Raw genomic sequence first — 19,695 nt, 5'->3', positions numbered from 1 at the left:
CGCGCCCGGCCCTACTCAGAGGCAGAACTGAGTAGGGGAACGCATGCACGAGGATGTGGCGGCCGCCACACTCCCGTACATGAGACATGTGCCGCCGCCCGCCGAGGAATTGGCGCTCCTCGATCATGAACTGGCCCGGCTGGACGCCCGCCGGCTGCAGTTGCTGAACCGCCGTGCCTGGCTGGTGAGCGTGTTGCGCGCGCCGGCCGCCGCCCCGTCGCCCTTCGCGGCGCCTGCCGCCCGGCCGCAGGCCCCTGCCGTTCCGTACGCCCCGTCGGCGCCCGCGCACGGTACGCAGAATGTGCTGCTGGTCCTCGGTGGTCTGCTGCTGACGGTCGCGGCGATCGCCTTCACCTTGTTCAGCTGGGGCGAGATGGGCATCGCGGGCCGTTCGGCGGTGCTGGCGGCGGTGACTGCGGGTGCGCTGGTGGCGCCGGCCCTGCTGCTGGCGCGCAAGCTGCCCTCGACCGCGGAGGCGGTGGCCGCTCTGGCGCTGGTGCTGACGGTGCTGGACGCGGTCGCCCTGCACGCGGTCGCCGCTCCGGGGACCGACGGGCTCGTGTTCTCGGCGGTCGCGTCGGCGGTGCTGGCGGCGGTGTGGGTCCTGTACGGACTGCTGCTCGGCCGGCTGCGGGTGCCGCTGCCCGCGGCCGTGGTGGCCGGGCAGCTGCCGCTGGTGCTGACCGCCTGGGCGGCGGGGGCGTCCGCGGCCGGTTTCGGCTGGGCGCTCCTGGTGACGGCGGCGGCCGATGTCGCGGTGGCGGCGTGGGGCAGGGGGCTCGCGGTGCGGGTCACGGCGGCTGTCGGGGCGGGCGTCACCGGTCCGGTCGCGCTGCTGATCGGTCTGGGGCTGTCCGTGTCGGCCGGTGGGCCTCTCGCGGCCGTGGGCCCGGGGGCGCTGCTGCTGGCGGGCGCGGGGGTGGCCCTGGCGGGGGCGTGGCGCGCGCCGAAGGAGTGGGCCGTCGCCGCGGGTGCGGTGGCGGGCCTGGCCTCGGTGGCCGCGGTCGGCGGTGTGCCGCGTGCGGGGCTGCCCTGGAACTGGTCGGTCGTGGTGTATCTGCTCTGCGGTCTCGCGTTGTCGCCGGTGCACCGGCTCCGGGTCCCGCAGCCGGTGCGCCGGGGTGTGCTGGGGGCCTCCGCCGCGGTCACGGCGGGTGCGCTGGTGTGGGCGCTTCCTGTGATGGCGGCGGTGCTGCTGGGTCCGGTGTCAGGGCTGGCGGACGTCTGGTCCGGGGCGCCGGAGGGGTTCCGGGGTGCGCTGGGGCCGTCGATGCCGTGGCCGGCGTCGGCCGCGTCCCCGGTGGTGCTCGCGGTGGTGGCGGGTGTGCTCGTGGCGCTGCGTCTCGGATGGGCTCGGGGGACGTTCGTGGCGCCTCCTCGGGGGTGGCGGGTCGCCGTGGAGGCCGGGGCGACGGTCCTGGGCTGGGGTGCGGTGCTCGCGCTGCTCGCGGTGGCGGATGTGCCGTACACGGTGGCGGTGTGCGTGGAGCTGCTGCTGGTGGGCGGGCTGCTCGCGCTCGCCCTGCGGCGGGGGCCCGGTGGCGCCACGTCGGCCGCTCCGGCGTGCGCGCTCGTGGGTGCGGTGAGCGTGGGGCTGCTCGCCCTGGCCGCCGAGCCGGCCACGTACGCGGTGTTCGGGGGCCTGCTCATGCTGTTCGCCGGTGCGGCTGCCCGGTCGCAGGCGGTGGTGGTGCGGTCGGTGCTCGCCGTCGGGTCGGTGCTGTGCGCGATCGTGGTGGCTACGGCGGCGGGGGCGTCGCTGGGGTGGAGCGCGCCGCAGTCGGCTCCGGTGGTGCTGGCCGTCCCCGCGGTGACGGTGTTGCTCGGGGCCCGGCTGCGGGTGGCGGCGGTGGCGTTGTCGCTGGAGGCCGCCGGGGCGTTCGGTGCGCTGGTGGCCGTGGGGCTCGCGGTCACGGACGCGCCGTTCCTCGCGCTGGTGCTGGCTCTGTGCGGAGTGCTGGCGGCGGGGAGCGCGGTGCGTGCCGAGCGCCGGCCGGCCGCGGGGTATCTGGCGGCGGCGTTGTTCGTGGCGGCGATGTGGGTGCGGCTCGGGGCTTCGGGGGTGACGGCACCTGAGGCGTACACGCTGCCCGTGTCGGTGGCCGCGTTCGCGGTGGGGTATCTGCGGGGACGCACGGACCCGGCCGTCTCCTCCTGGGTGGCGTACGGCCCGGGTCTCTCGATGACGATGGTGCCGAGCCTGGTGGTGGCGTGGACCGATACCGGCTGGCCGCGGCCCCTGCTGCTGGGCGCGGCTGCCCTGGTGGTCACGCTGGTGGGCGCCCGTCTCCGGCTCCGGGCCCCGTTGCTGCTGGGCGGTTCGGTGCTCGCCCTGGTCGGCCTGCACGAGTTGGCCCCGCATGTGGTGCAGGTGCTCGACGCCCTCCCCCGCTGGGCGCCCCCGGCGCTCGCCGGGCTGCTGCTGCTCGCGGTCGGGGCGACCTACGAGCAGCGGCTGCGCGACGCGCGCCGGGTGCGGGAGAGCCTGGGCCGGATGCGTTAGGGCATCTTGTCCCCGACGAGCGCGAGGTTCTCGATGGCGGCGAGTCCGTAGAGCGCGGTGTCGTTGGTGTAGACCCAGTTGGCCTCGGTCCCGGGGACGGTCGTGACGGGGCCGGTCACCTCCTCGGTCTTCCAGGGGGCCGATTCCTTGTATCCGTCGCTGTTGTAGAACTTCTCCCAGGCGCGGGCGGCGAGCTTCTCGTCGCCCGTACGGACCGCGGCGTAGGCGTCCAGCCGTGAGTGGCCCTGGAAGAGGATGAGGCTGCCGAAGTCGGAGCCGTAGCGCGCCTTCTGTTCGGCCTTGGTCGCGTTGAAGTACCGGCAGTAGTCGAGGTACGCCTCCTCGAACTTCGGCACGTCGGCGCCCACGAGGTCGATGAGCTCGGCGCACAGCTCGTTCAGGCCGAAGACCGCCGAGAGGTGCGAGACGCTGACAACGGGTTCGGTGCCGACGGCGAACTTCCCGGTGTCGAGGTCGTACAGGCCGCTGCCCTGGACGAAGCCGTTGGGCTGGGCGGCGATGGTCTCCATGGTTCCGAGGATGCGGGCCTCGGCCTTCGCGGCCTGCGGGCCGCCCCGCTCCCATTCGGTGAGCCAGGCGGAGACCAGCCCGCTCCAGTCCGTTCCGAAGCCGATGGACAGGGCGTGCCGGTCCGGTGTGTAGGGCTCGGTACGGATCTTGCGGAGCGGGTCGAGGGCGAGGAAGGTCTCGTCGGAGTCGACGTTCGCGCGCATCAGGTCGCCGACGCGTTCGTCGGCGGTGAGGAAGTAGTAGAAGCGCCGGTAGGTGGTGTTGGCGATGCGCTGCTGCTTGGCGCTGTCCGCGTAGTGCTGGATGCCGTGCCGGGTCCCGAGGCCGGCCCACTCGCCGAGGTGGTAGACGTCGACCTCGCCGGTGTGGCGGGTCATGGCCTCGGCGAAGCGGAAGATGTCGGCGCGGCCGGAACGCAGGTAGGCGTACCAGAGCCAGAGGTCGGGTGAGAGCTCGGAGTTGTCCCAGGCGTAGCCGCCGACGTCGTAGCGCCACTGGTGGCGGGCGGGGTCGTAGGAGTGCATGACGTCGCCGTAGTCCCAGAAGCCGTACCAGCGCCGCATGTCGACCTGGTCCTTGTAGTACGTGAAGAGGAAGTCGAGGTGGTCCTCGATCTTCGCCTTGGCCGGGGTCGAGCGGTCGACCGGGGAGAACAGTCCGCCGAACACCTTCGCGCCGATCAGCTGGGACGGCGGAGCGACCAGTTGCGGGAGGGTGCGGACGGCCTCGGTCTGCTGGGCCAGGGCGGTGGCGCCGGGGGTGGAGTCGTGGGCCCAGAAGAGGAGTTCGCTGGTGCGGGCGATGCCGTACGGAGTGCCGAAGCCGGGTTCGTAGTCCTCGTAGGTGATGTTGAGGCCCTCGAGCTGTTCGGCGTACGTGTCCTGGCCCAGGCCGTCGTGGTAGAAGCGCAGGTCCATCGGTTCGGCCTCGGGCGACCAGAGCCACAGGGTGACTTCGGCCGCGTCGGTGTGGGCGTCGCGGATGTCGAGCTGGGCGGGGAACTTCTCCCAGAAGTCGCGCAGGCCGAAGGCGAGTCCGCCGCTCGCCCCGCCGACGTATCCGAAGCCGGAGGCCCGCCGGCCGCCGCCCGCCGCGATCCAGCCGTGGCCCTTCTTGGTGCGCTTGCGGAGGGAGAACCCGTCGGCGGACAGCTGGCTGAGGGTGTAGTCGCCCCAGGTGGGGATGAGGTGGAGTCGGCTGGTGACACGCTGGTCCCAGGTGGCGGGGTCGGGGAGCTTCGTGCCCTCGAACTGGGCTGCCTGGACCGCGGCGCCGGGGTCGCGGCGCAGACCGGTGATGCCCTTGACGGCTTCCCGGAGCATGCCGGTGCCTTCGCCGCCGATGCGGACGTGCCGGTCGTAGGCCTCGTCCCGCATCGGGACGGTGAAGCGGACGCCGAGGCCGCGGATGAAGTCGCCGCTCGCCTTCCCGGGTTCCTGGGTGCCATCGAAGGTGATGGTGTGCACCATGCGGAACGATTCGGCGCCGGCGTAGAAGTAGAGCCGCACCGAGAAGGGCAGCCAGGAGCGCTTCCCTCTGCGGTGCTTGCCCTCGATCCGGACGACGGCGCGTACCGGACCGCTCTGTTCGACCTCGGTGGTGGTGACGGCGCTCTCGAACCGTTCGTACGCCTCGCGCCCCTGGTCGCCGTCCTCGATCTCGCCCTGCCGGATCAGGACGAGCCGTCCGTCCTTGGCGATCTCGGTGGAGCCACGGGTGAGGGAGGTGATGAGCGAGGAGCCGGACTTCCCGATCTTCGCGGTGATGACGCCGGTGGAGACGGTGATGGTGGACCCGGTGCTCTTGACGGCGACCTTGTGGGCGGGAGCCGCGGGCGTGCCCGGGCCGAGGGCGAACTTCTTCGCGCCGGCGGCTTCGGGGCCCACGGCGTGCGCGGTCCATTTCGCGGAACCGTCGGGCCAGGTGGCGGTCGTCCACGACTGCACGGGGACGTCCTTGCCGTCCTCGGTGGTCAGCGCGAAGGTCTGGTCCTTGCGGTACCGCCCCTTGGGCCAGGGCACGCCGAGCGTGGCGCCGGGCGCCGCGCCGAGCCCGCCGGACTCCAGCCAGGTCAGGGTGACGGGTTCGCCGGTGTGCTCCGCGCCCGGGGCCGCCGCCGACGCGGGAGTGGCGCCGAGGGACCAGCTGAACTGTGCGGCCGCGCCGGCCGCTGCCGCGGCCTTCAGAAGCGTTCTGCGGGGCATCCTGGACATGGGTGTGCCTCTCTCCGTGCGGATTCGGGACAGGGAACGGACGAACAGGTACGGGTCAGTGGGAGAGCCGCCGCGCCCGCACCGCGGTGGCCGCGGCTGCGACGGCCCCGACGACGGGGACGGCCAGGGGCAGCACCAGGGCGCCGGACAGCACGACGACGGCCATCCCGCAGACGAGCAGCAGTGAGCCGGCCGGGTCCCGGACGGTGTTCCGGCCGGCCTCGGCCAGGAGGGGGCGCCAGAGGGCCCCGGGCTCCCAGCAGGAGGCGGCGCGTACGACGGCGACCAGGAAGCCGATCATGGCGAGGATGCCGACCGCGCCCACGAAGGGCCCGCCGGGCAGCCCGGCGCGGACAGCCGCCAGGTCGAGCCAGAGCAGGCCCCCGGCGGCCCACACGGCCACGCCGACGAGCCATCCGCCGCGGGCGGCGGCCCGGGCGTCGTCCGCGAACTCACGCAGTCCGCCGTGGACACCGTCGAGATGGCGGCGCAGGTGCCGGGTCCCCGCGGCGAAGGCCGCGGGGAACGTGAACAGCGGCAGGGCGGCGACGGCGATCCACACGCCGACGAGCAGACATTCGGAGAACAGGGCGAAGCGGTTCATGACGCGCGAACGCCTGGCCTGTGTACGGGTCTTCGTCGCCACGGTGTCAGCCCTTCAGGCCCGAGGTGGCCATGCCGTCGATCAGGTACCGCTGGAACGCCACGAAGAAGGCCAGCACCGGCAGCAGCGCCACCAGTGACATGGCGACCATGCCTCCGTAGTCCGCCACCGCGTCCTGGTCGATGAACATCTTCAGCCCCATGGAGACGGTGTATTTGTCCGGCTCGTTGAGATACAGCAGGGGGCCCATGAAGTCGTTCCAGGCGTTGATGAACGTGAAGATCGCACTGGTGACGAGCGCCGGCCGGCAGAGCGGCATGACGATGGACCAGTAGGTCCTCAGATGCCCGCAGCCGTCCAGCCGTGCCGCCTCGTCGAGCTCCTTGGGCAGGCCGCGCATGAACTGCACCATCAGGAAGACGAAGAAGGCGTCGGTGGCCAGGTACTTGCCGATCAGCAGCGGGGTGAAGGTGTTGATCAGCTCCAGCTTCTGGAACAGCACGTACTGCGGAATGATCAGTACGTGGTACGGCAGCAGGAGGGTGCCGATCATGATGGCGAACATGATGTTGCGTCCGGCGAACCGCACCTTCGCGAAGGCGTAGGCGGTCAGCGAGCAGGACAGCACCACGCCGACCACGGAACCGACGGCTATGTAGGCCGAGTTCAGGAAGAACGTCGAGATCGGGATGTCGGCGATGCCCTCGGTGAGCCGGGCGTAGTTGTCACCGATGGGGTCCGCCGGGAACAGGTCCAGGCCACCGATGATGTCGGCGCTGGGCTTGAACGAGGCCCCGATCGTCCACACCACCGGGTAGAGGACCACGGCCAGGATGACGAGCGCACCGAGGTGCCAGGCGAGTGCGCCGGGTCCCCGGCGGCGTACGGCTGCTGTCAGGAGACTCATCGGCCGCCCTCCTCGTAGTGCACCCAGCGCTTCTGGGACCAGAACAGCACGGCGGTGACCAGGCCGACGGCGAGCAGCAGCAGCCATCCCATGGCCGAGGCGAAGCCCATGCGGCTGTTCACGAAGCCTTGTTCGTACAGGTAACAGGTGTAGACGAGCGTCGCGTCGGCCGGTCCGCAGCTGCCGTTGCTGACGATGTAGGCCGAGCCGAAGATCTGGAACGAGTGGATGGTCTCCAGCAGGACGTTGAAGAACAGGACCGGCGAGATCATCGGCAGCGTGATGTGGAAGAACCGGCGCCAGGGGCCGGCTCCGTCCACCTCGGCCGCTTCGTACAGTTCGCGCGGGACCTGCTTGAGGCCGGCCAGGAAGATGACCATCGGCGCGCCGAACTGCCAGACGGTGAGGGCGATCAGCGCGTAGATGATCATCGAGGGGTCGCCGATCCAGCCGCCGACCTCGACGCCGAACACCTTCTGCGTACGGTCGACGATCGCGTCGTCCGAGAACAGGGCGCGCCAGACGATGGCCGCCGAGACGCTCGCCCCGATGAGGGACGGGGCGTAGAAGGCCGCGCGGTAGAAGGACTGGCCCCACCGCTTCTGCGCGAGCAGCATGGCGACGGCGAGGGCCGCGGCCAGCTTGACCGGGGTGCCGATCAGCACGTACCAGGAGGTGACCTTGACCGACTGGCGCCAGCGGGGGTCCGCGAACATGTCGGTGAAGTTCTGGAGGCCGATCCAGCGCGGGGCCTCGAACAGGTTGTACTCGGTGAACGACAGGTACAGCGAGAACACCATCGGCCCGGCGATCAGGAACAGGAAGCCCGCGATCCAGGGCGACATGAACAGATAGCCGGCCAGGTTCTCGCCTCGGTCCCGCCGCTTCTGTGCGGGGGGCGGCGCGATTCCTCCGGGACCGTTCCGCTTGGCGACGGAGCGGTCGTCCCCGGCTGCGAGCACGCCCGGGGAGGTGTGGATGTGAGTCACCTCGGTCCTCTCAGTTCGAGCCGAGGGCGGTCTTCGCCTCGGAGAAGAACTGCTTCACGGAGTCCTTCGGCGAGGTCTTGCCCAGGGACAGGTCGGCGCCGATGCGCAGGAAGGCCGCCTCGATGACGTCGGCGCCGGCCGGGTGCGGGGTGATCGGCTCCAGGACACCCGCGTCGGCGATCGCGGTCTCGTACGCGCCGATGGCCTTGCTGGGGGCGTCGGCGGGCTCGTAGGCCTCGAACTGCGCGGTGGTGGCGGGCACTCCGCGGTCGTATCCCATGATGCGGGCGACCTCGGGGTCATGGGTCATGAAGCTGATGAAGGTTGCCACCTCGGCGGGGTGCTTGGTCCTCGCCGTGCCGCTCAGCATCAGCGAGCCCAGGTACTGGCCGGTCTTCTTGCCGTCGGTGCTCGGGATGGGCGCGAGACCGTAGCTGCTCTTGCCCTCGGCGCTGTAACGGACCGAGAAGTTGTCCCAGGTGAACTCGCCGGCGGACAGGCCCTTGGCGGTGGCCGACGCGGGCTTGATCTGCTCGACCTTGTTGGGGTCGGCGTAGAGCCCCGACTTGACCCGCTCGAGGGCCTCGGTCCAGTACGGCAGCAGTTCGTCCTCGCCGAAGCCCATGCCGTCCTCGGTGAAGAAGGCCTTGCCGTTCTGGCGGAGGATCAGGTCGTACAGGTACATCACGCCGTGGGGTCCGGCGTCACCGGCGATCTTCTGGCCGCGCTTGATCTTCTCCAGACCGGCCAGCCAGTCGTCCCACGTCCAGCCGATCTCGGGGGTGATGCCGGCCTTCTCGTACACCTTCTCGTCGATGACCAGGGCCATCGAGTTGCTGCCGACCGGCACGCCGAGCAGCTTGCCGTCGATCTCGGCGAACTTCTCCAGCCCGGAGCGGAAGCCGCCGAGGTCGAGGTTGCCCTTCTCCGCCTGGGGCTTGAGGTCGAGGAGGACGTTCTTCGCCTCGTACTTGCGCAGGAAGGTCACGGCGTTCTGGATGACGTCCGGGGGGTTGCCGCCGGCCGCCTGGGTGTTGAACTTCTTCCAGAAGTCCGGGTACTGCTGGAAGTCCGTCTTCACCTTGATCTTCGGGTGCTTCTTCTCGAAGAGGGCGACGCACTGCTGGACCTTCTTCGCGCGGTCGTCCGCGCCCCACCAGGAGTGCCGGATGGTGACCGGACCACCGGAACCGCCGCTGCCCGAGCCGCAGCCGGCCGCGGTCAGGCCGAGACCGGCCGCAGAGAGGCCGGCCAGCTTCAGCAGCTGCCGCCGGTCCATGCCGTTGTTCCGAGACATAGCTCGCCCCCACCGTTCGCATTGAATCGTTTTAGAAAGCGCTTGCTGGGTCAAAGTAGGGAGCGGCAGGGGGCGCGTCAACGGTTAGGACGAAATTTCGACGCCCGGACGACGGGCCGAACAAGCGGCCGGGGCGGCGGCGACAGGCACACCCGGAAACGCCGATGGCCCGGAAGCTTCTCAGAAGCTTCCGGGCCATCGGTCCGGGGTGGGCGATACTGGGTTCGAACCAGTGACCTCTTCGGTGTGAACGAAGCGCTCTCCCACTGAGCTAATCGCCCCGGCGCACCGCAAACATTACCCCATGTCAGCGGCGCCTCCGGACCACTACCGGGTCACTGCTCGATCTTCCACGGCATCACTATGCCGAACTTCCAGACGTAGATCCCGACCAGCACCGCGATGATCACGAGCCCCACCGTGGTGAGGATGATGTTGCGCCGCCGGACCTTGGGGTCGAGGGCACGCTGCGCGGCCTCCGTGACCTTGCGCCGGGTCCAGCGCAGGACGAGCTGCGCCCAGACGAATTCCGTCGCCCAGACAGCCATGCCGCCGAAGATCACCAGCCAGCCCGGACCCGGCAACGGCAGCATCACGATGCCCGCCCCGACCACGGCGAGACCGACGACGAAGATCCCCACCTGCCAGCTCAGGTGGAGCACCCTCGATCCCTTGATGAACCCGGGCGCCCTCGACCCCAGCTCACGCTCCGCCGCCCGTCCGTCCCCCGCAGCGGAACTGTCGGCCACCGTCGCGGCGACCTCTTTCCGCTCGTCACTCTCCGCGTTCATGAAGCCCAACCTACCGGAACCTCGATCGTCACCGGAATGGACGCATGACCCAAAGTTACACACCGCCGCACGAGCGACCCGAAGCATCACAAATAGGTCAGAGGGGTTTACAACGGCACCGTAGGTGGCATGTCGATTTCGCCGACGTGCGAATCCCCGAGCGCACACTGAGCGAAAGGCCCTGGCGCTTATGAACACCACGGTCAGCTGCGAGCTGCACCTGCGCCTCGTTGTGTCGAGCGAGTCCTCACTGCCTGTACCCGCGGGCCTGCGGTATGACACGGCCGATCCCTATGCCGTGCACGCCACCTTCCACACCGGAGCGGAGGAGACGGTCGAATGGGTTTTCGCCCGTGACCTCCTTGCCGAGGGGCTGCACCGGCCCACCGGCACCGGAGACGTCCGCGTCTGGCCATCACGTAGTCACGGTCAAGGCGTCGTCTGCATCGCACTGAGCTCCCCGGAGGGAGAAGCCCTGCTGGAAGCCCCGGCACGGGCCCTGGAGTCGTTCCTGAAGAGGACCGACGCCGCGGTCCCGCCCGGCACCGAGCATCGTCACTTCGACCTCGATACGGAGCTCTCACACATCCTGGCCGAGAGCTGAGCCAGGCCGAGAGCTGCGGGACGCCGTCCGACTCGGGGAGACGGCGTCGCGCGGACAACCTCATAGGGCAGGCACCGGCGCCGTCGCCGCGGAACCCACCGCGGCGGCGGCGCCGGTGTGCGCGGGGGGCGGCGGGACCAGCACAGCGGGGGGGAGCAGGCTCGGAGCGCGGTGGGGGCGGCCCTCGCCACACCCGCGGCATCCGCACCAGGCGCCTCACCTCTGCCACAGAAACGCCTCCGGAGCCATCAAAGAGGCCCGTGCGCTCCCCGGCGCCGCCCGGCCGGGAAAACGGGCTCCGCCCTCCCCCGCCGGGCCCGTACCGGCCCCTGGGCACCTTCACCGAGCCAGTAGAGTCAGCCCGCATCGGTGGACGCCCGTCCGCCGGAGGCCAGGGAGCGAAGCGTGCTGATCCCACACGACACCCGGATCGCCCTCGAAACGGTGGTCGATCTGGTGAACACCGCGCCGGAGAGCGAATCGGGCGACGGGCTCGCGGAGCTCACCGCGCTCTACGCCTTCGCGGAGCGCCACCACATCAGCGGCGTCGGGACCCTCGGCGACAAGGACCTGCGTGCCGTTCGGGACGTCCGGGACCGGTTCGCCGAGATATTCGCCGCGCCCGACGCCCGCACGGCCGCTGACCTGGTCAACAGCCTGGTGGCCGCCGCCGGCACCACCCCGCAGCTCACGGATCACGACGGCTACGACTGGCACGTCCACTACTTCGCGCCGGACGCCTCCATCGCGGACCACCTCGCGGCCGACTGCGGCATGGCCCTGGCCTTCATCGTCGTGGCGGGTGAGCAGGACCGGCTGCGGCGCTGCGAGGCCCCGGACTGCCGGGACGCCTTCGTAGACCTGTCGCGCAACCGCTCCCGCCGCTACTGCTCCAGCCGCACCTGCGGCAACCGGCTCCACGTCGCCGCGTACCGGGCCCGGCGCCGCGAAGCCGCCCGCTGAACCCTCCGCAGGCGCGCCGTCCGGGCGCCCCCGGGAGGTGGGCGGCCCTGCGGGACGGTGGGCACCCGGGCGCGGTGTCCGCCCCCGGCGCAAGGAGCGCGACGGCCGCTCACAGCAGGAAGAGATCGTGCAGTGCGGCCATCAGCAGCAGGCCGCCGACGACCGTCAAGAAGATCATCAGCGGCGGCTGGGAAAGCGCGAAGAGGCAGCCACGCGGCTCCTCGGCGGGGGGTGCGGGGACGTCGCCCCGGTATGTGTCCACCATCTCGTAGTGATCATGACGCAGAGTGCACCCTGTTGGCGATCAACAAAGCTTTTCGCAGGGCGAGTTCACACACTTCAGGATGAACGGGAATCGCTCCCGCGTCCGAAGATCCCGCATGCGTTCGCTCCGCACGTCCCGACGCCGGTGTACTTCTCGGCCCCGTACGCCGCCGGCCCGGTGCCCGGGGTCAGCGCGGGGCGGCGCTGGAGGCGCGTACGACGAGTTCCGGCTGGAGGACCACGCTGCGGTGCCGGTGGCCGCCGCCCTCGTCGTCCGCCTCCTCCAGGAGGAGCTCCGCCGCCATCCTGCCCATCACCACGGCGGGCTGCCGGACGGAGGTGAGAGGCACGGCGGCGGCCGCGGCGAACTCGATGTCGTCGTAGCCGACGATGGCGACGTCCTGCGGCACCCGCACGCCGGCGGCGTACAGCGACTGCAGGACACCGAGCGCCAGCAGGTCGTTGGCGCAGAACACGGCGGTCGGCCTGGGCACGAGGCCGAGCAGCCTGGCCCCCGCGTCGCGGCCGGCCGCCACGTCCAGGCGGTCGGAGGGGATCTCCACGAGCGCCTCGGGGCCGAGCCCCGCCTCGGCGAGCGCCGCGAGGGCGCCTTCGCGGCGGTCCCTGATCTGGTGGAGATCACCGGGTCCGCTCACATAGGCGACGGACCGGTGGCCCGCCGAGACCAGATGCCCCACGGCGAGCGTGCCGCCGCGCACGTCGTCCACGGAGACGGCACAGCTGTCGGTGGAGGCTGCCACGCGGTCGACCAGCACATAGGGGATCCGGTGGCGGGCGAAGGCCTCGAGGTTGCCGCCGGTCGCGTCGGCCGGGGTGACCAGCACGCCGCAGACCCGCTGCTCGGCGAAGAGCCCGAGATATTCGGCCTCCTCCTCCGGGCTCTGGCCGCTGTTGCAGACCATCACGCCGAGACCGGCCTCCCGGGCCGCGCGCTCGGCGCCGCGCGCGACGTCGACGAAGAACGGGTTGCCCATGTCCAGCACGAGCAGGGCCATGATGCGGCTGCGGCCCGCCCGGAGCTGCCTGGCCGACTCGCTGCGTACGTATCCGAGTTCCTCGATCGCCGCCAGCACACGGGCCCGGGTGTCGGGCAGCACCGCCTCGGGACGGTTGATCACATTGGAGACCGTGCCCACCGAGACTCCGGCCTGCCGGGCCACATCCTTGATCCCTGCCACACGCCCCACTTGCCCTGCCCCACTGATGCCGTCCGGCCGCCGCGCGTCGGCGCCGGGCCCTGATCCTCGGACGGACGTCCAGCACGGTCCGTCGCGCCGTCGCCCGGGCCGCGCCCACCGGATTGAATTGTTTCAATCCGTTCGGGACGCTAACCGCATCCACGGGATACCGTCAAGATCGGGGCGGCGCAACCCCGAGAATACCCAGACCCGGGACGGACGTCGGCATTCCGCCGCCCGGGGTCGGCCATGAATCGATTCAGATCTCGTGCGTGCCCCGGCTGCATGCCACCGGGCCTCTCCGGACGGGACGGACGGCCCGGGCGGCCTGTCAGATCCCGTGCTTCTTCAGGATGGCCTCGATGTCACTGAAGTCCTCACCGGGCGCGGCGGCCTGCTGCTTCTTCTGCTTCTCCCGCGCCTGCGGGGCCGTCGCCCCTGCCCCGGAGGTCAGCGAGGGTGACGACGCGCCCGGTGCCACCGCGGCACCCTGCTCCGCCGCCCGCGCGGCCTTGCGCTCCTTGCGGGTCGAGCCGCTTCGGCGCTCCACCGCACGCGTGGTCACGAAGAGCAGCCAGGCCACGGCCAGCAGCCCGAAGCCGATCCAGACGCTCGGCTTGAAGACGATGCCGGACACCCACTCGACGACACCGGTCATCACCAGCCCGACGGGCACGAGCGAGTAGGCGGCGATCCGGGTCGCCGTGAGGAACCGCTTTCGGTACGCGGTGATCGCGGCGATGCCCAAACCCGCCGCCGACACCGCGGAACAGATGGTCTCGGCAAGCATCGGTGCCTCCAGCGATCGGGATACGTCCCTTCCATCCTGCACCGGCCACTGCCACACGGGCCACGGTGCGGGCCCACATCAGGGACATTTCAGGGCCGCGGTCCTCCCCAGGTCCCGATTGGGAAGCGCGGGTCCGGCCTGGAAGACTGGTTTCATGAGCGATTCCCCCTCCGCCGCACCGGTCGTCCTCGACCTCTGGTGCGAGCTCGAGTGCCCCGACTGCCACCGGGCCCTCTCCGACGTCCACGCGCTGCGCGCCCGCTACGGTGACCGGCTGGAGGTGCGGCTGCGCCACTTCCCGCTGGAGAAGCACAAGCACGCGTACGCCGCGGCTCAGGCCGCCGAGGAGGCCGCCGTCCAGGGGAAGGGATGGCCGTACATCGAGGCCGTCCTGGCCCGCACCGCCGACCTCGCACGCGCGGGCGAGCCCCTGCTGCTCGAGGTGGCGGGCGAACTGGGGCTGGACGCCGAGGAGTTCGACACCGCCCTGATCGACGGACGGCATCTGCTGATCGTGGACGCGGACCAGGCCGAGGGCAAGGCGATCGGCGTCACGGGGACCCCGACGTACGTCATCGGTGACGAGCGGCTGGACGGCGGGAAGAGCCAGGACGGGCTGCTCGCGCGCATCGAGGAGATCGCCGACCGCCTGCTCGCCGGGCAGGGCTGACAGGCCGGCGGTGTCGGCGGCCGGGCGTTGCGGCTAGGTCACAGCGCCTTGGCCAGGTTGTACTGCGTCACCTCGTAACCGAGCGACTCGTACAGCCGCAGCGCGGGTGTGTTGTCCGCGAAGACGTGCAGGCCGAGGAGGCCGAGGCCGGCGTCGAGCGTGATCTCCTCCGCCAGGTGCATCAGCGCCCGGCCGTATCCGCGCCCCCGGTACTCCTCGCGCACCTCCACGTCGAAGACGTATCCGAGGTCGTCACCGTCCGGCACGTCACGCCGCGCCACCCAGACATAGCCGAGGACGGCGCCGTCGTGGACGAGGACGTGGAAGTACATGCCGGGGGTGGCCAGGCCGTCCGGCAGGTTGGTGGCGTGGTCCGTCTCGGACTTGCGCCGCGCCTGCTCCTCCGGGACGCCGCGCTCCACCCACTCCTGCGTGTACGTGTCGACGCTGGTCGCCGCCCACGCGGCGTACTCCTGCTCCGTCATGGGACGTCCGGTGACCCCGGCGGGCAGTGCGGGGGCGGTCCGCCGGAGGGTCTTCAGCATGTTGCGGCTGCGCTCGTCGTAGCCGAGTACGGTCGCCAGGGCGCGGGCGGCATGGTTGTCCACTGGGGCCACCAGGCGGACCTGCGTACAGCCCCAGCCGCGGAGCACCTCCTCGGCGGCGAGCGCGGCGATGGTCCCCCGGCCACGCCTCCGGTGCGCCTCGTCGATGCCGAGCGACCGGAGTATGCCCGCCGAGGCGCCGAACGCCGGGTCGGTGGAGATGGCGACGGCGCCCACGGGCCGCCCGTTGTCGCACACGTCGTACGTCCGTGTCCGCACGCCGTCGGCGCCTTGCTGGACCGGCTCGGCCGGCCGGATGGTCGTGGTCATCAGGTCGTTCTATCCGCTGGGCGGCGGGCCGTCACCCCTTTTTCGGTTCCGGTTCCGGACTCACGGGTCGAGATCGTCCGCCGCGCGCTCGTCGAAGACCCGCATGGCCTTCGCCGTCACGGGCCCCGGGGCCCCGGGCAGCTCACGCGCGTCGACCCGGTGGACGGCCTGGATGTCGCGGAGCGTGGAGGTCAGGAAGATCTCGTCGGCCCGCTCGAGCACGTCCAGCGGGAGGTCGGTCTCCTGCGCACCCGTCCACTCCACGGCCAGTGCGCGGGTGATCCCCGCGAGGCACCCCGAGGTGACGGGCGGCGTGTGGATCCGGCCGTCGAGGACGACGAAGACGTTGGAGCCGGTGCCCTCGCAGAGCTGCCCGACGGTGTTGGGGAAGAGCGCCTCCGAGGCACCCCCCTCGTGGGCGCGCGCGAGAGCGACGACGTTCTCGGCGTACGAGGTGGTCTTGAGCCCTGTCACCGCGCCGCGTTCGTTGCGCGTCCAGGGGACGGTCACCACGGCGGTGCTGTCGGGGCGGCGTGCCGCCTCACTCAGTGCGACGACCAGGCTGGGCCCGGCGTCCCCGCGGTCGGAGCCGAGCGGTGAGAGACCACCGGTGCAGGTGATCCGGAGCCTGCTCAGCTCCATGGGGTTCGCCTCGACGACCGCCGCCACCGCGTGGCGGACCTCGTCGTGATCGGGGTCTGCCAGGCCCAGGCCCCTGGCCGAGCGCGTCAGCCGGTCGAGATGCCGGGTGAGGGCGAAGGGGCGGCCCCCGGCGACCTTGACGGTCTCGAAGATGCCGTCCCCCACGGTCAGCCCGTGGTCGAGCACGGACAGCCGTGCGTCATCGGCATCGTGCAGTCCGCCGTTGACCCAGATCCTCATGACGCGGTTCTCCCTGTCTCCTCGTAGGCTCCCGACGCTACAGCGAGCAGCCGGGATGCCTTGAGCTCGGTCTCTGCCCATTCGCGCGCCGGGTCGGACCCCCAGGTGATGCCGGCTCCGGTGCCGAAGCGGAGAAGCGGGGCGGGCCCGGTCCGGTCGATCCAGAAGGTCCGTATGCCGACGGCCAGTTGCGCGGTGCCCCGGTCGGCGTCCACCCAGCCGACCGCTCCGCAGTACGGGCCACGGGGTGCCGTCTCCAGGGCTTCGATGATCCCCAGCGCGCTGGACTTCGGCGCACCGGTGACGGATCCGGGCGGGAACGCGGCGGCGAGCAGCTCCGGCCACCCGGCCCCGTCGGCGAGCTGTCCGCGCACGGTGGAGACGAGGTGGACGAGGCCGGGGTGCTTCTCCACGGCGCAGAGGTCGGGGACGCTCACGCTGCCGGGTACGCAGACCCGGCCCAGGTCGTTGCGGACCAGATCGACGATCATGACGTTCTCCGCGTGGTCCTTCTCCAGCAGATCGTCCTCGGTGCGCCCGGTGCCCTTGATCGGACCGGATTCGACGCTCCGGCCGTCGCGTGCGAGGAAGAGCTCTGGAGAGGCGGTGGCGATCTCCACGCCGTGCTCCGGGAGCCGGATCGTTCCCGCGTACGGCGCCGGGTTGCCGCGGGCGAGCAGCGCCGTGAGCGCGTCCACGTCGGTCCGGGGGCCGGGCAGTGGCGCGGACAGGACCCGGCAGAGGTTGGCCTGGTAGACCTCTCCGGCCGAGATGTGTTCACGGATCCGTCGCACGCCGGCCATGTAGGCCTGCTCGTCGAGTGAGGACGTCCACTCCTCCGGGGAGGGGCCTCGCCAGGCCCCCCGCACGGGGAGCGGAACCTCTTCGGGCCGCACCGTGGCGAAGCGGGCACAGACCGGACGGCCTTCGAAATCAACAGATACCGCCCAGAAACCGGACGATTCAAGAGCGGCTGGGTCGCTAGTGACATCCAGCAGCCCGGAGGCGACGAGGCCACCGAAGCGGGCAAGGGGGGTGAGGTCGCGCACGTGACCGAGTCTAAGGCGGCACGCGGTGACCTGCGGCGGGTGGCGGTGGCGCAGCACGCTGCGCAAACGCGTTTTTGTGCTGGCCCGGGAATCCGCTAGAGTTCAACACGTCGCCGGGACGCGCAAGCGGTCCGGGAAAGACAAGCGGACGTAGCTCAGTTGGTAGAGCGCAACCTTGCCAAGGTTGAGGTCGCCAGTTCGAACCTGGTCGTCCGCTCGCAGTAGATGGGGGATCTTCCCGAACCCCCATCCCTGGTGGAGTGGCCGAGAGGCGAGGCAACGGCCTGCAAAGCCGTCTACACGGGTTCAAATCCCGTCTCCACCTCCAAGGACGATTAGCTCAGCGGGAGAGCACTTCCCTGACACGGAAGGGGTCACTGGTTCAATCCCAGTATCGTCCACCGGTCCGCGAGGACCCCCGCGCGATTAGCTCAGCGGGAGAGCGCTTCCCTGACACGGAAGAGGTCACTGGTTCAATCCCAGTATCGCGCACGCAGTACACGCAGGGTCACCCTGCGCGATTAGCTCAGCGGGAGAGCGCTTCCCTGACACGGAAGAGGTCACTGGTTCAATCCCAGTATCGCGCACCAGCCGAAACCCCCGGTCGTCTCGACGACCGGGGGTTTCGTCGTGGGCGGTGGGGGTTCAGCCGGTGAAGAGCTGGGTGGCCTTGCGGACGAGCTCGTACAGTCCGTAGGCGAACGGCAGGGCGACCCAGAGCCAGACGAACGCCATGAGGGGCTTACGACTGCTGGTGGACACGGGGGCTCCCTTCCGGTGCCTCGTGGAAGCGCGCGTTGACCGGGCGTATGCATTCGTTGGCGACGAAACCGACGATCAGCAGCCCGATCATGATCGTCAGGGAGGTCGTGTAGAGGCTGGGTCCGCTGTGCCCCGCACGCTCCCCCGCGTCGGCGACCCGGTTGACGATCAGCGGGCCTAGGACGCCGGCCGTGGACCACGCGGTGAGCAGGCGGCCGTGGATGGCTCCCACCTGGTACGTGCCGAAGAGGTCCCGCAGATAGGCGGGAGCGGTCGCGAAGCCTCCGCCGTAGAAGGACAGGATCACGAGGGCGCAGCAGATGAAGAGCGGCTTGGAGTCGTTGCCCAGCTGGGCGATGACCACGTACATGAGCGCGCCGACGCCGAGGTAGATCCGGTACATGTTCTTACGGCCGATCAGGTCCGAGGTGGAGGACCACAGGAGGCGTCCGCCCATGTTGGCCAGCGAGAGCAGGGCGACGAAGCCCGCCGCCGCGGAGACCGAGACCGGGGTGGAGGTGTCCGCGAAGAAGTCCTGGATCATGGGCACGGCCTTCTCGAGGATGCCGATGCCCGCGGTGACGTTCATGCAGAGGACCACCCACAGGCACCAGAACTGCGGTGTACGCAGGGCGTTGCGGGCGGAGACCTGGGCGTTGGTGACGAGCCTGCGGGTCTCCTGCTTCGGCTCCCAGCCGTCGGGGAGCCAGCCGTCCGGCGGCACCCGCACGAGGAAGACGCCGAGCGCCATGAAGGCGGCGTAGACGACACCGTGGACGAGGAAGGCCGTGGCGATGCCGGAACGGTCCGTCCCGAAGCTCTCCAGCATCCCGGTGGACCAGGGCGAGGCGATGAGAGCGCCGCCGCCGAATCCCATGATGGCGATGCCGGTGGCCATGCCGGGGCGGTCGGGGAACCACTTGATGAGGGTGGACACCGGGGAGATGTAGCCGATGCCGAGGCCTATGCCGCCTATGAATCCGTAGCCGAGGACGACGAGCCAGTACTGGCCGGCGGAGGCGCCGAGCGCGGCGACGAGGAAGCCGGAGGAGAAGCAGACGAGGGAGACGAACATCGCCCAGCGTGGGCCGTTGCGTTCGACGAGGGTGCCGCCGAACGCGGCCGAGAGGCCGAGCATGACGATGCCCAGCTGGAACGGGAGAGCACTGGCGGTGCCCGAGAGGTCGAGAGCGGACTCGAGCGGGGGCTTGAACACGCTCCAGGCGTAGGCCTGTCCGATGGAGAGGTGCACGGCGAGCGCGGCGGGCGGTACGAGCCAGCGGCTCCACCCCGGGGGCGCGACAGTCCGGGACCTGTCGAGGAAGTTCATGGATCCGCACTCTAGGCATCAGCCATGGCCATGACTAGATCATGAGGGGAAGTCGGTCGACCGTATGCAATGCGGGCCCGGGCATCGGCCCGGGCCCGCCCTGCGGCACTACCCGCTCAGAAGTCGCGGTCAGGAGCTGAACAGCATCCGGCCGAAGCTCTTCTGACGGTGGTGGCCGCCGTAGTGACCGCCCTGGTGCGGCGCTCCCCACGCGGGGGCCGGCGCCGCGGGGTACGGCTGCTGAGCGGCGGGGTAACCCTGCTGCGGGGCGGGCGGCGCGGGCGGGGCCTGCTGCGCCCACTGCGACTCCAGGCGGGTCAGGGACTCCAGCTCGCCGTAGTCGAGGAATATCCCGCGGCAGCCGCTGCACTGTTCGATCTGCACGCCGTTGCGGTTGTACGTGTTCATCTGCGCATGACACTTGGGGCACTGGATCATCGGGTGGACTCCTCAGGTCGTGGCGGCGTCGCCG

General features: G+C 70.7%; 18 protein-coding genes and 6 tRNA genes. 9 read left to right on the top strand and 15 right to left on the bottom strand.

The window, feature by feature from the left end; all coding sequences use genetic code 11:
- Window positions 1–79: 79 nt before the first annotated feature.
- Window positions 80–2,503 (top strand): SCO7613 C-terminal domain-containing membrane protein, encoded by a 2,424-nt coding sequence (locus ACIQM3_RS31360; RefSeq protein ID WP_401630330.1) that lies wholly within the window; start codon window positions 80–82, stop codon window positions 2,501–2,503.
- Here the strand turns inward: ACIQM3_RS31360 and ACIQM3_RS31355 are convergent.
- The 7 genes from ACIQM3_RS31355 to ACIQM3_RS31325 form a co-directional block, all read right to left on the bottom strand.
- Window positions 2,500–5,247 carry a Tat pathway signal sequence domain protein gene (locus ACIQM3_RS31355; RefSeq protein ID WP_401630328.1) on the bottom strand — a complete coding sequence of 916 codons (2,748 nt, stop codon included), beginning with the start codon at window positions 5,245–5,247 and terminating at the stop codon, window positions 2,500–2,502. The two genes, ACIQM3_RS31360 and ACIQM3_RS31355, sit on opposite strands and share 4 nt — an antisense overlap.
- Window positions 5,248–5,302: 55 nt before the next feature.
- Window positions 5,303–5,851: a hypothetical protein gene (locus ACIQM3_RS31350; RefSeq protein ID WP_401630628.1), complete on the bottom strand. Its 549-nt coding sequence runs from the start codon at window positions 5,849–5,851 to the stop codon at window positions 5,303–5,305.
- A gap of 46 nt (window positions 5,852–5,897) precedes the next feature.
- Complete coding sequence (locus ACIQM3_RS31345; protein ID WP_401630326.1) at window positions 5,898–6,758, bottom strand: carbohydrate ABC transporter permease; 861 nt, start codon at window positions 6,756–6,758, stop codon at window positions 5,898–5,900.
- A complete protein-coding gene (locus tag ACIQM3_RS31340) occupies window positions 6,755–7,747 on the bottom strand; it encodes a carbohydrate ABC transporter permease (RefSeq protein WP_401630324.1) in 993 nt (330 codons plus the stop codon). The genes ACIQM3_RS31345 and ACIQM3_RS31340 overlap by 4 nt, the downstream gene beginning before the upstream one ends.
- Window positions 7,748–7,757: 10 nt before the next feature.
- Window positions 7,758–9,044, bottom strand: coding sequence for an ABC transporter substrate-binding protein (locus ACIQM3_RS31335; RefSeq protein WP_401630322.1), 1,287 nt, complete (start codon window positions 9,042–9,044; stop codon window positions 7,758–7,760).
- Window positions 9,045–9,253: 209 nt separating this feature from the next.
- Window positions 9,254–9,325: transfer RNA gene (locus tag ACIQM3_RS31330), tRNA-Val, on the bottom strand.
- 54 nt (window positions 9,326–9,379) lie between these two features.
- Window positions 9,380–9,835, bottom strand: coding sequence for a TIGR02611 family protein (locus tag ACIQM3_RS31325; protein WP_401630320.1), 456 nt, complete (start codon window positions 9,833–9,835; stop codon window positions 9,380–9,382).
- A gap of 190 nt (window positions 9,836–10,025) precedes the next feature.
- Here ACIQM3_RS31325 and ACIQM3_RS31320 point away from each other — a divergent pair, with 190 nt between their 5' ends.
- Together ACIQM3_RS31320 and ACIQM3_RS31315 are read left to right on the top strand one after the other, a co-directional pair.
- A complete protein-coding gene (locus tag ACIQM3_RS31320; RefSeq protein WP_003959770.1) occupies window positions 10,026–10,439 on the top strand; it encodes an SsgA family sporulation/cell division regulator in 414 nt (137 codons plus the stop codon).
- A 405-nt stretch (window positions 10,440–10,844) separates the two neighbouring features.
- On the top strand, window positions 10,845–11,402 hold the full coding sequence (locus ACIQM3_RS31315) for a CGNR zinc finger domain-containing protein (protein ID WP_401630318.1): 558 nt from the start codon (window positions 10,845–10,847) through the stop codon (window positions 11,400–11,402).
- 109 nt (window positions 11,403–11,511) lie between these two features.
- Here the strand turns inward: ACIQM3_RS31315 and ACIQM3_RS31310 are convergent, their stop codons facing one another.
- The 3 genes from ACIQM3_RS31310 to ACIQM3_RS31300 form a co-directional block, all read right to left on the bottom strand.
- Window positions 11,512–11,667, bottom strand: coding sequence for a hypothetical protein (locus ACIQM3_RS31310; RefSeq protein WP_401630317.1), 156 nt, complete (start codon window positions 11,665–11,667; stop codon window positions 11,512–11,514).
- A 187-nt stretch (window positions 11,668–11,854) separates the two neighbouring features.
- On the bottom strand, window positions 11,855–12,874 hold the full coding sequence (locus tag ACIQM3_RS31305; protein WP_401630315.1) for a LacI family DNA-binding transcriptional regulator: 1,020 nt from the start codon (window positions 12,872–12,874) through the stop codon (window positions 11,855–11,857).
- A 322-nt stretch (window positions 12,875–13,196) separates the two neighbouring features.
- The gene (locus tag ACIQM3_RS31300; RefSeq protein WP_401630313.1) at window positions 13,197–13,655 is read right to left on the bottom strand and encodes a hypothetical protein; all 459 of its coding nucleotides are present in this window, start codon (window positions 13,653–13,655) and stop codon (window positions 13,197–13,199) included.
- 154 nt (window positions 13,656–13,809) lie between these two features.
- On the opposite strand from ACIQM3_RS31300, the gene ACIQM3_RS31295 reads away from it, so the two are divergent.
- Entirely contained in the window at window positions 13,810–14,325 is a 516-nt protein-coding gene (locus tag ACIQM3_RS31295; protein ID WP_401630311.1) for a DsbA family protein, read from the top strand.
- Between the two features lie 38 nt (window positions 14,326–14,363).
- Here the strand turns inward: ACIQM3_RS31295 and ACIQM3_RS31290 are convergent, their stop codons facing one another.
- The 3 genes from ACIQM3_RS31290 to ACIQM3_RS31280 are packed head-to-tail and all read right to left on the bottom strand — an operon-like array spanning window position 14,364 to window position 17,131.
- Window positions 14,364–15,200: a GNAT family N-acetyltransferase gene (locus ACIQM3_RS31290; RefSeq protein ID WP_401630310.1), complete on the bottom strand. Its 837-nt coding sequence runs from the start codon at window positions 15,198–15,200 to the stop codon at window positions 14,364–14,366.
- Between the two features lie 60 nt (window positions 15,201–15,260).
- Entirely contained in the window at window positions 15,261–16,082 is an 822-nt protein-coding gene (locus ACIQM3_RS31285; protein WP_401630308.1) for an aminotransferase class IV, read from the bottom strand.
- Entirely contained in the window at window positions 16,079–17,131 is a 1,053-nt protein-coding gene (locus ACIQM3_RS31280) for a chorismate-binding protein (RefSeq protein WP_401630306.1), read from the bottom strand. The genes ACIQM3_RS31285 and ACIQM3_RS31280 overlap by 4 nt, the downstream gene beginning before the upstream one ends.
- A gap of 144 nt (window positions 17,132–17,275) precedes the next feature.
- Here ACIQM3_RS31280 and ACIQM3_RS31275 point away from each other — a divergent pair.
- From ACIQM3_RS31275 to ACIQM3_RS31255, 5 genes are all read left to right on the top strand, one after another.
- Window positions 17,276–17,348: transfer RNA gene (locus tag ACIQM3_RS31275), tRNA-Gly, on the top strand.
- 37 nt (window positions 17,349–17,385) lie between these two features.
- Window positions 17,386–17,459 (top strand) — tRNA-Cys (locus tag ACIQM3_RS31270).
- 1 nt (window position 17,460) lies between these two features.
- Window positions 17,461–17,532, top strand: a tRNA-Val gene (locus tag ACIQM3_RS31265).
- Between the two features lie 19 nt (window positions 17,533–17,551).
- Window positions 17,552–17,623, top strand: a tRNA-Val gene (locus tag ACIQM3_RS31260).
- 23 nt (window positions 17,624–17,646) lie between these two features.
- A tRNA-Val gene (locus ACIQM3_RS31255) sits at window positions 17,647–17,721 on the top strand.
- Window positions 17,722–17,873: 152 nt separating this feature from the next.
- On the opposite strand, the gene ACIQM3_RS31250 is transcribed toward ACIQM3_RS31255, so the two are convergent.
- Together ACIQM3_RS31250 and ACIQM3_RS31245 are read right to left on the bottom strand one after the other, a co-directional pair.
- A complete protein-coding gene (locus ACIQM3_RS31250) occupies window positions 17,874–19,223 on the bottom strand; it encodes an OFA family MFS transporter (RefSeq protein ID WP_401630304.1) in 1,350 nt (449 codons plus the stop codon).
- A gap of 129 nt (window positions 19,224–19,352) precedes the next feature.
- Window positions 19,353–19,661, bottom strand: coding sequence for a zf-TFIIB domain-containing protein (locus tag ACIQM3_RS31245; RefSeq protein ID WP_362929328.1), 309 nt, complete (start codon window positions 19,659–19,661; stop codon window positions 19,353–19,355).
- Between the last annotated feature and the right edge of the window lie 34 nt (window positions 19,662–19,695).

The sequence above is a fragment of the Streptomyces sp. NPDC091271 genome (assembly GCF_044757505.1).
Lineage (GTDB): Bacteria > Actinomycetota > Actinomycetes > Streptomycetales > Streptomycetaceae > Streptomyces.
The sequence above is the reverse complement of the archived record's forward strand: the minus strand, read 5'-3'. Positions and strand labels throughout refer to the sequence as shown.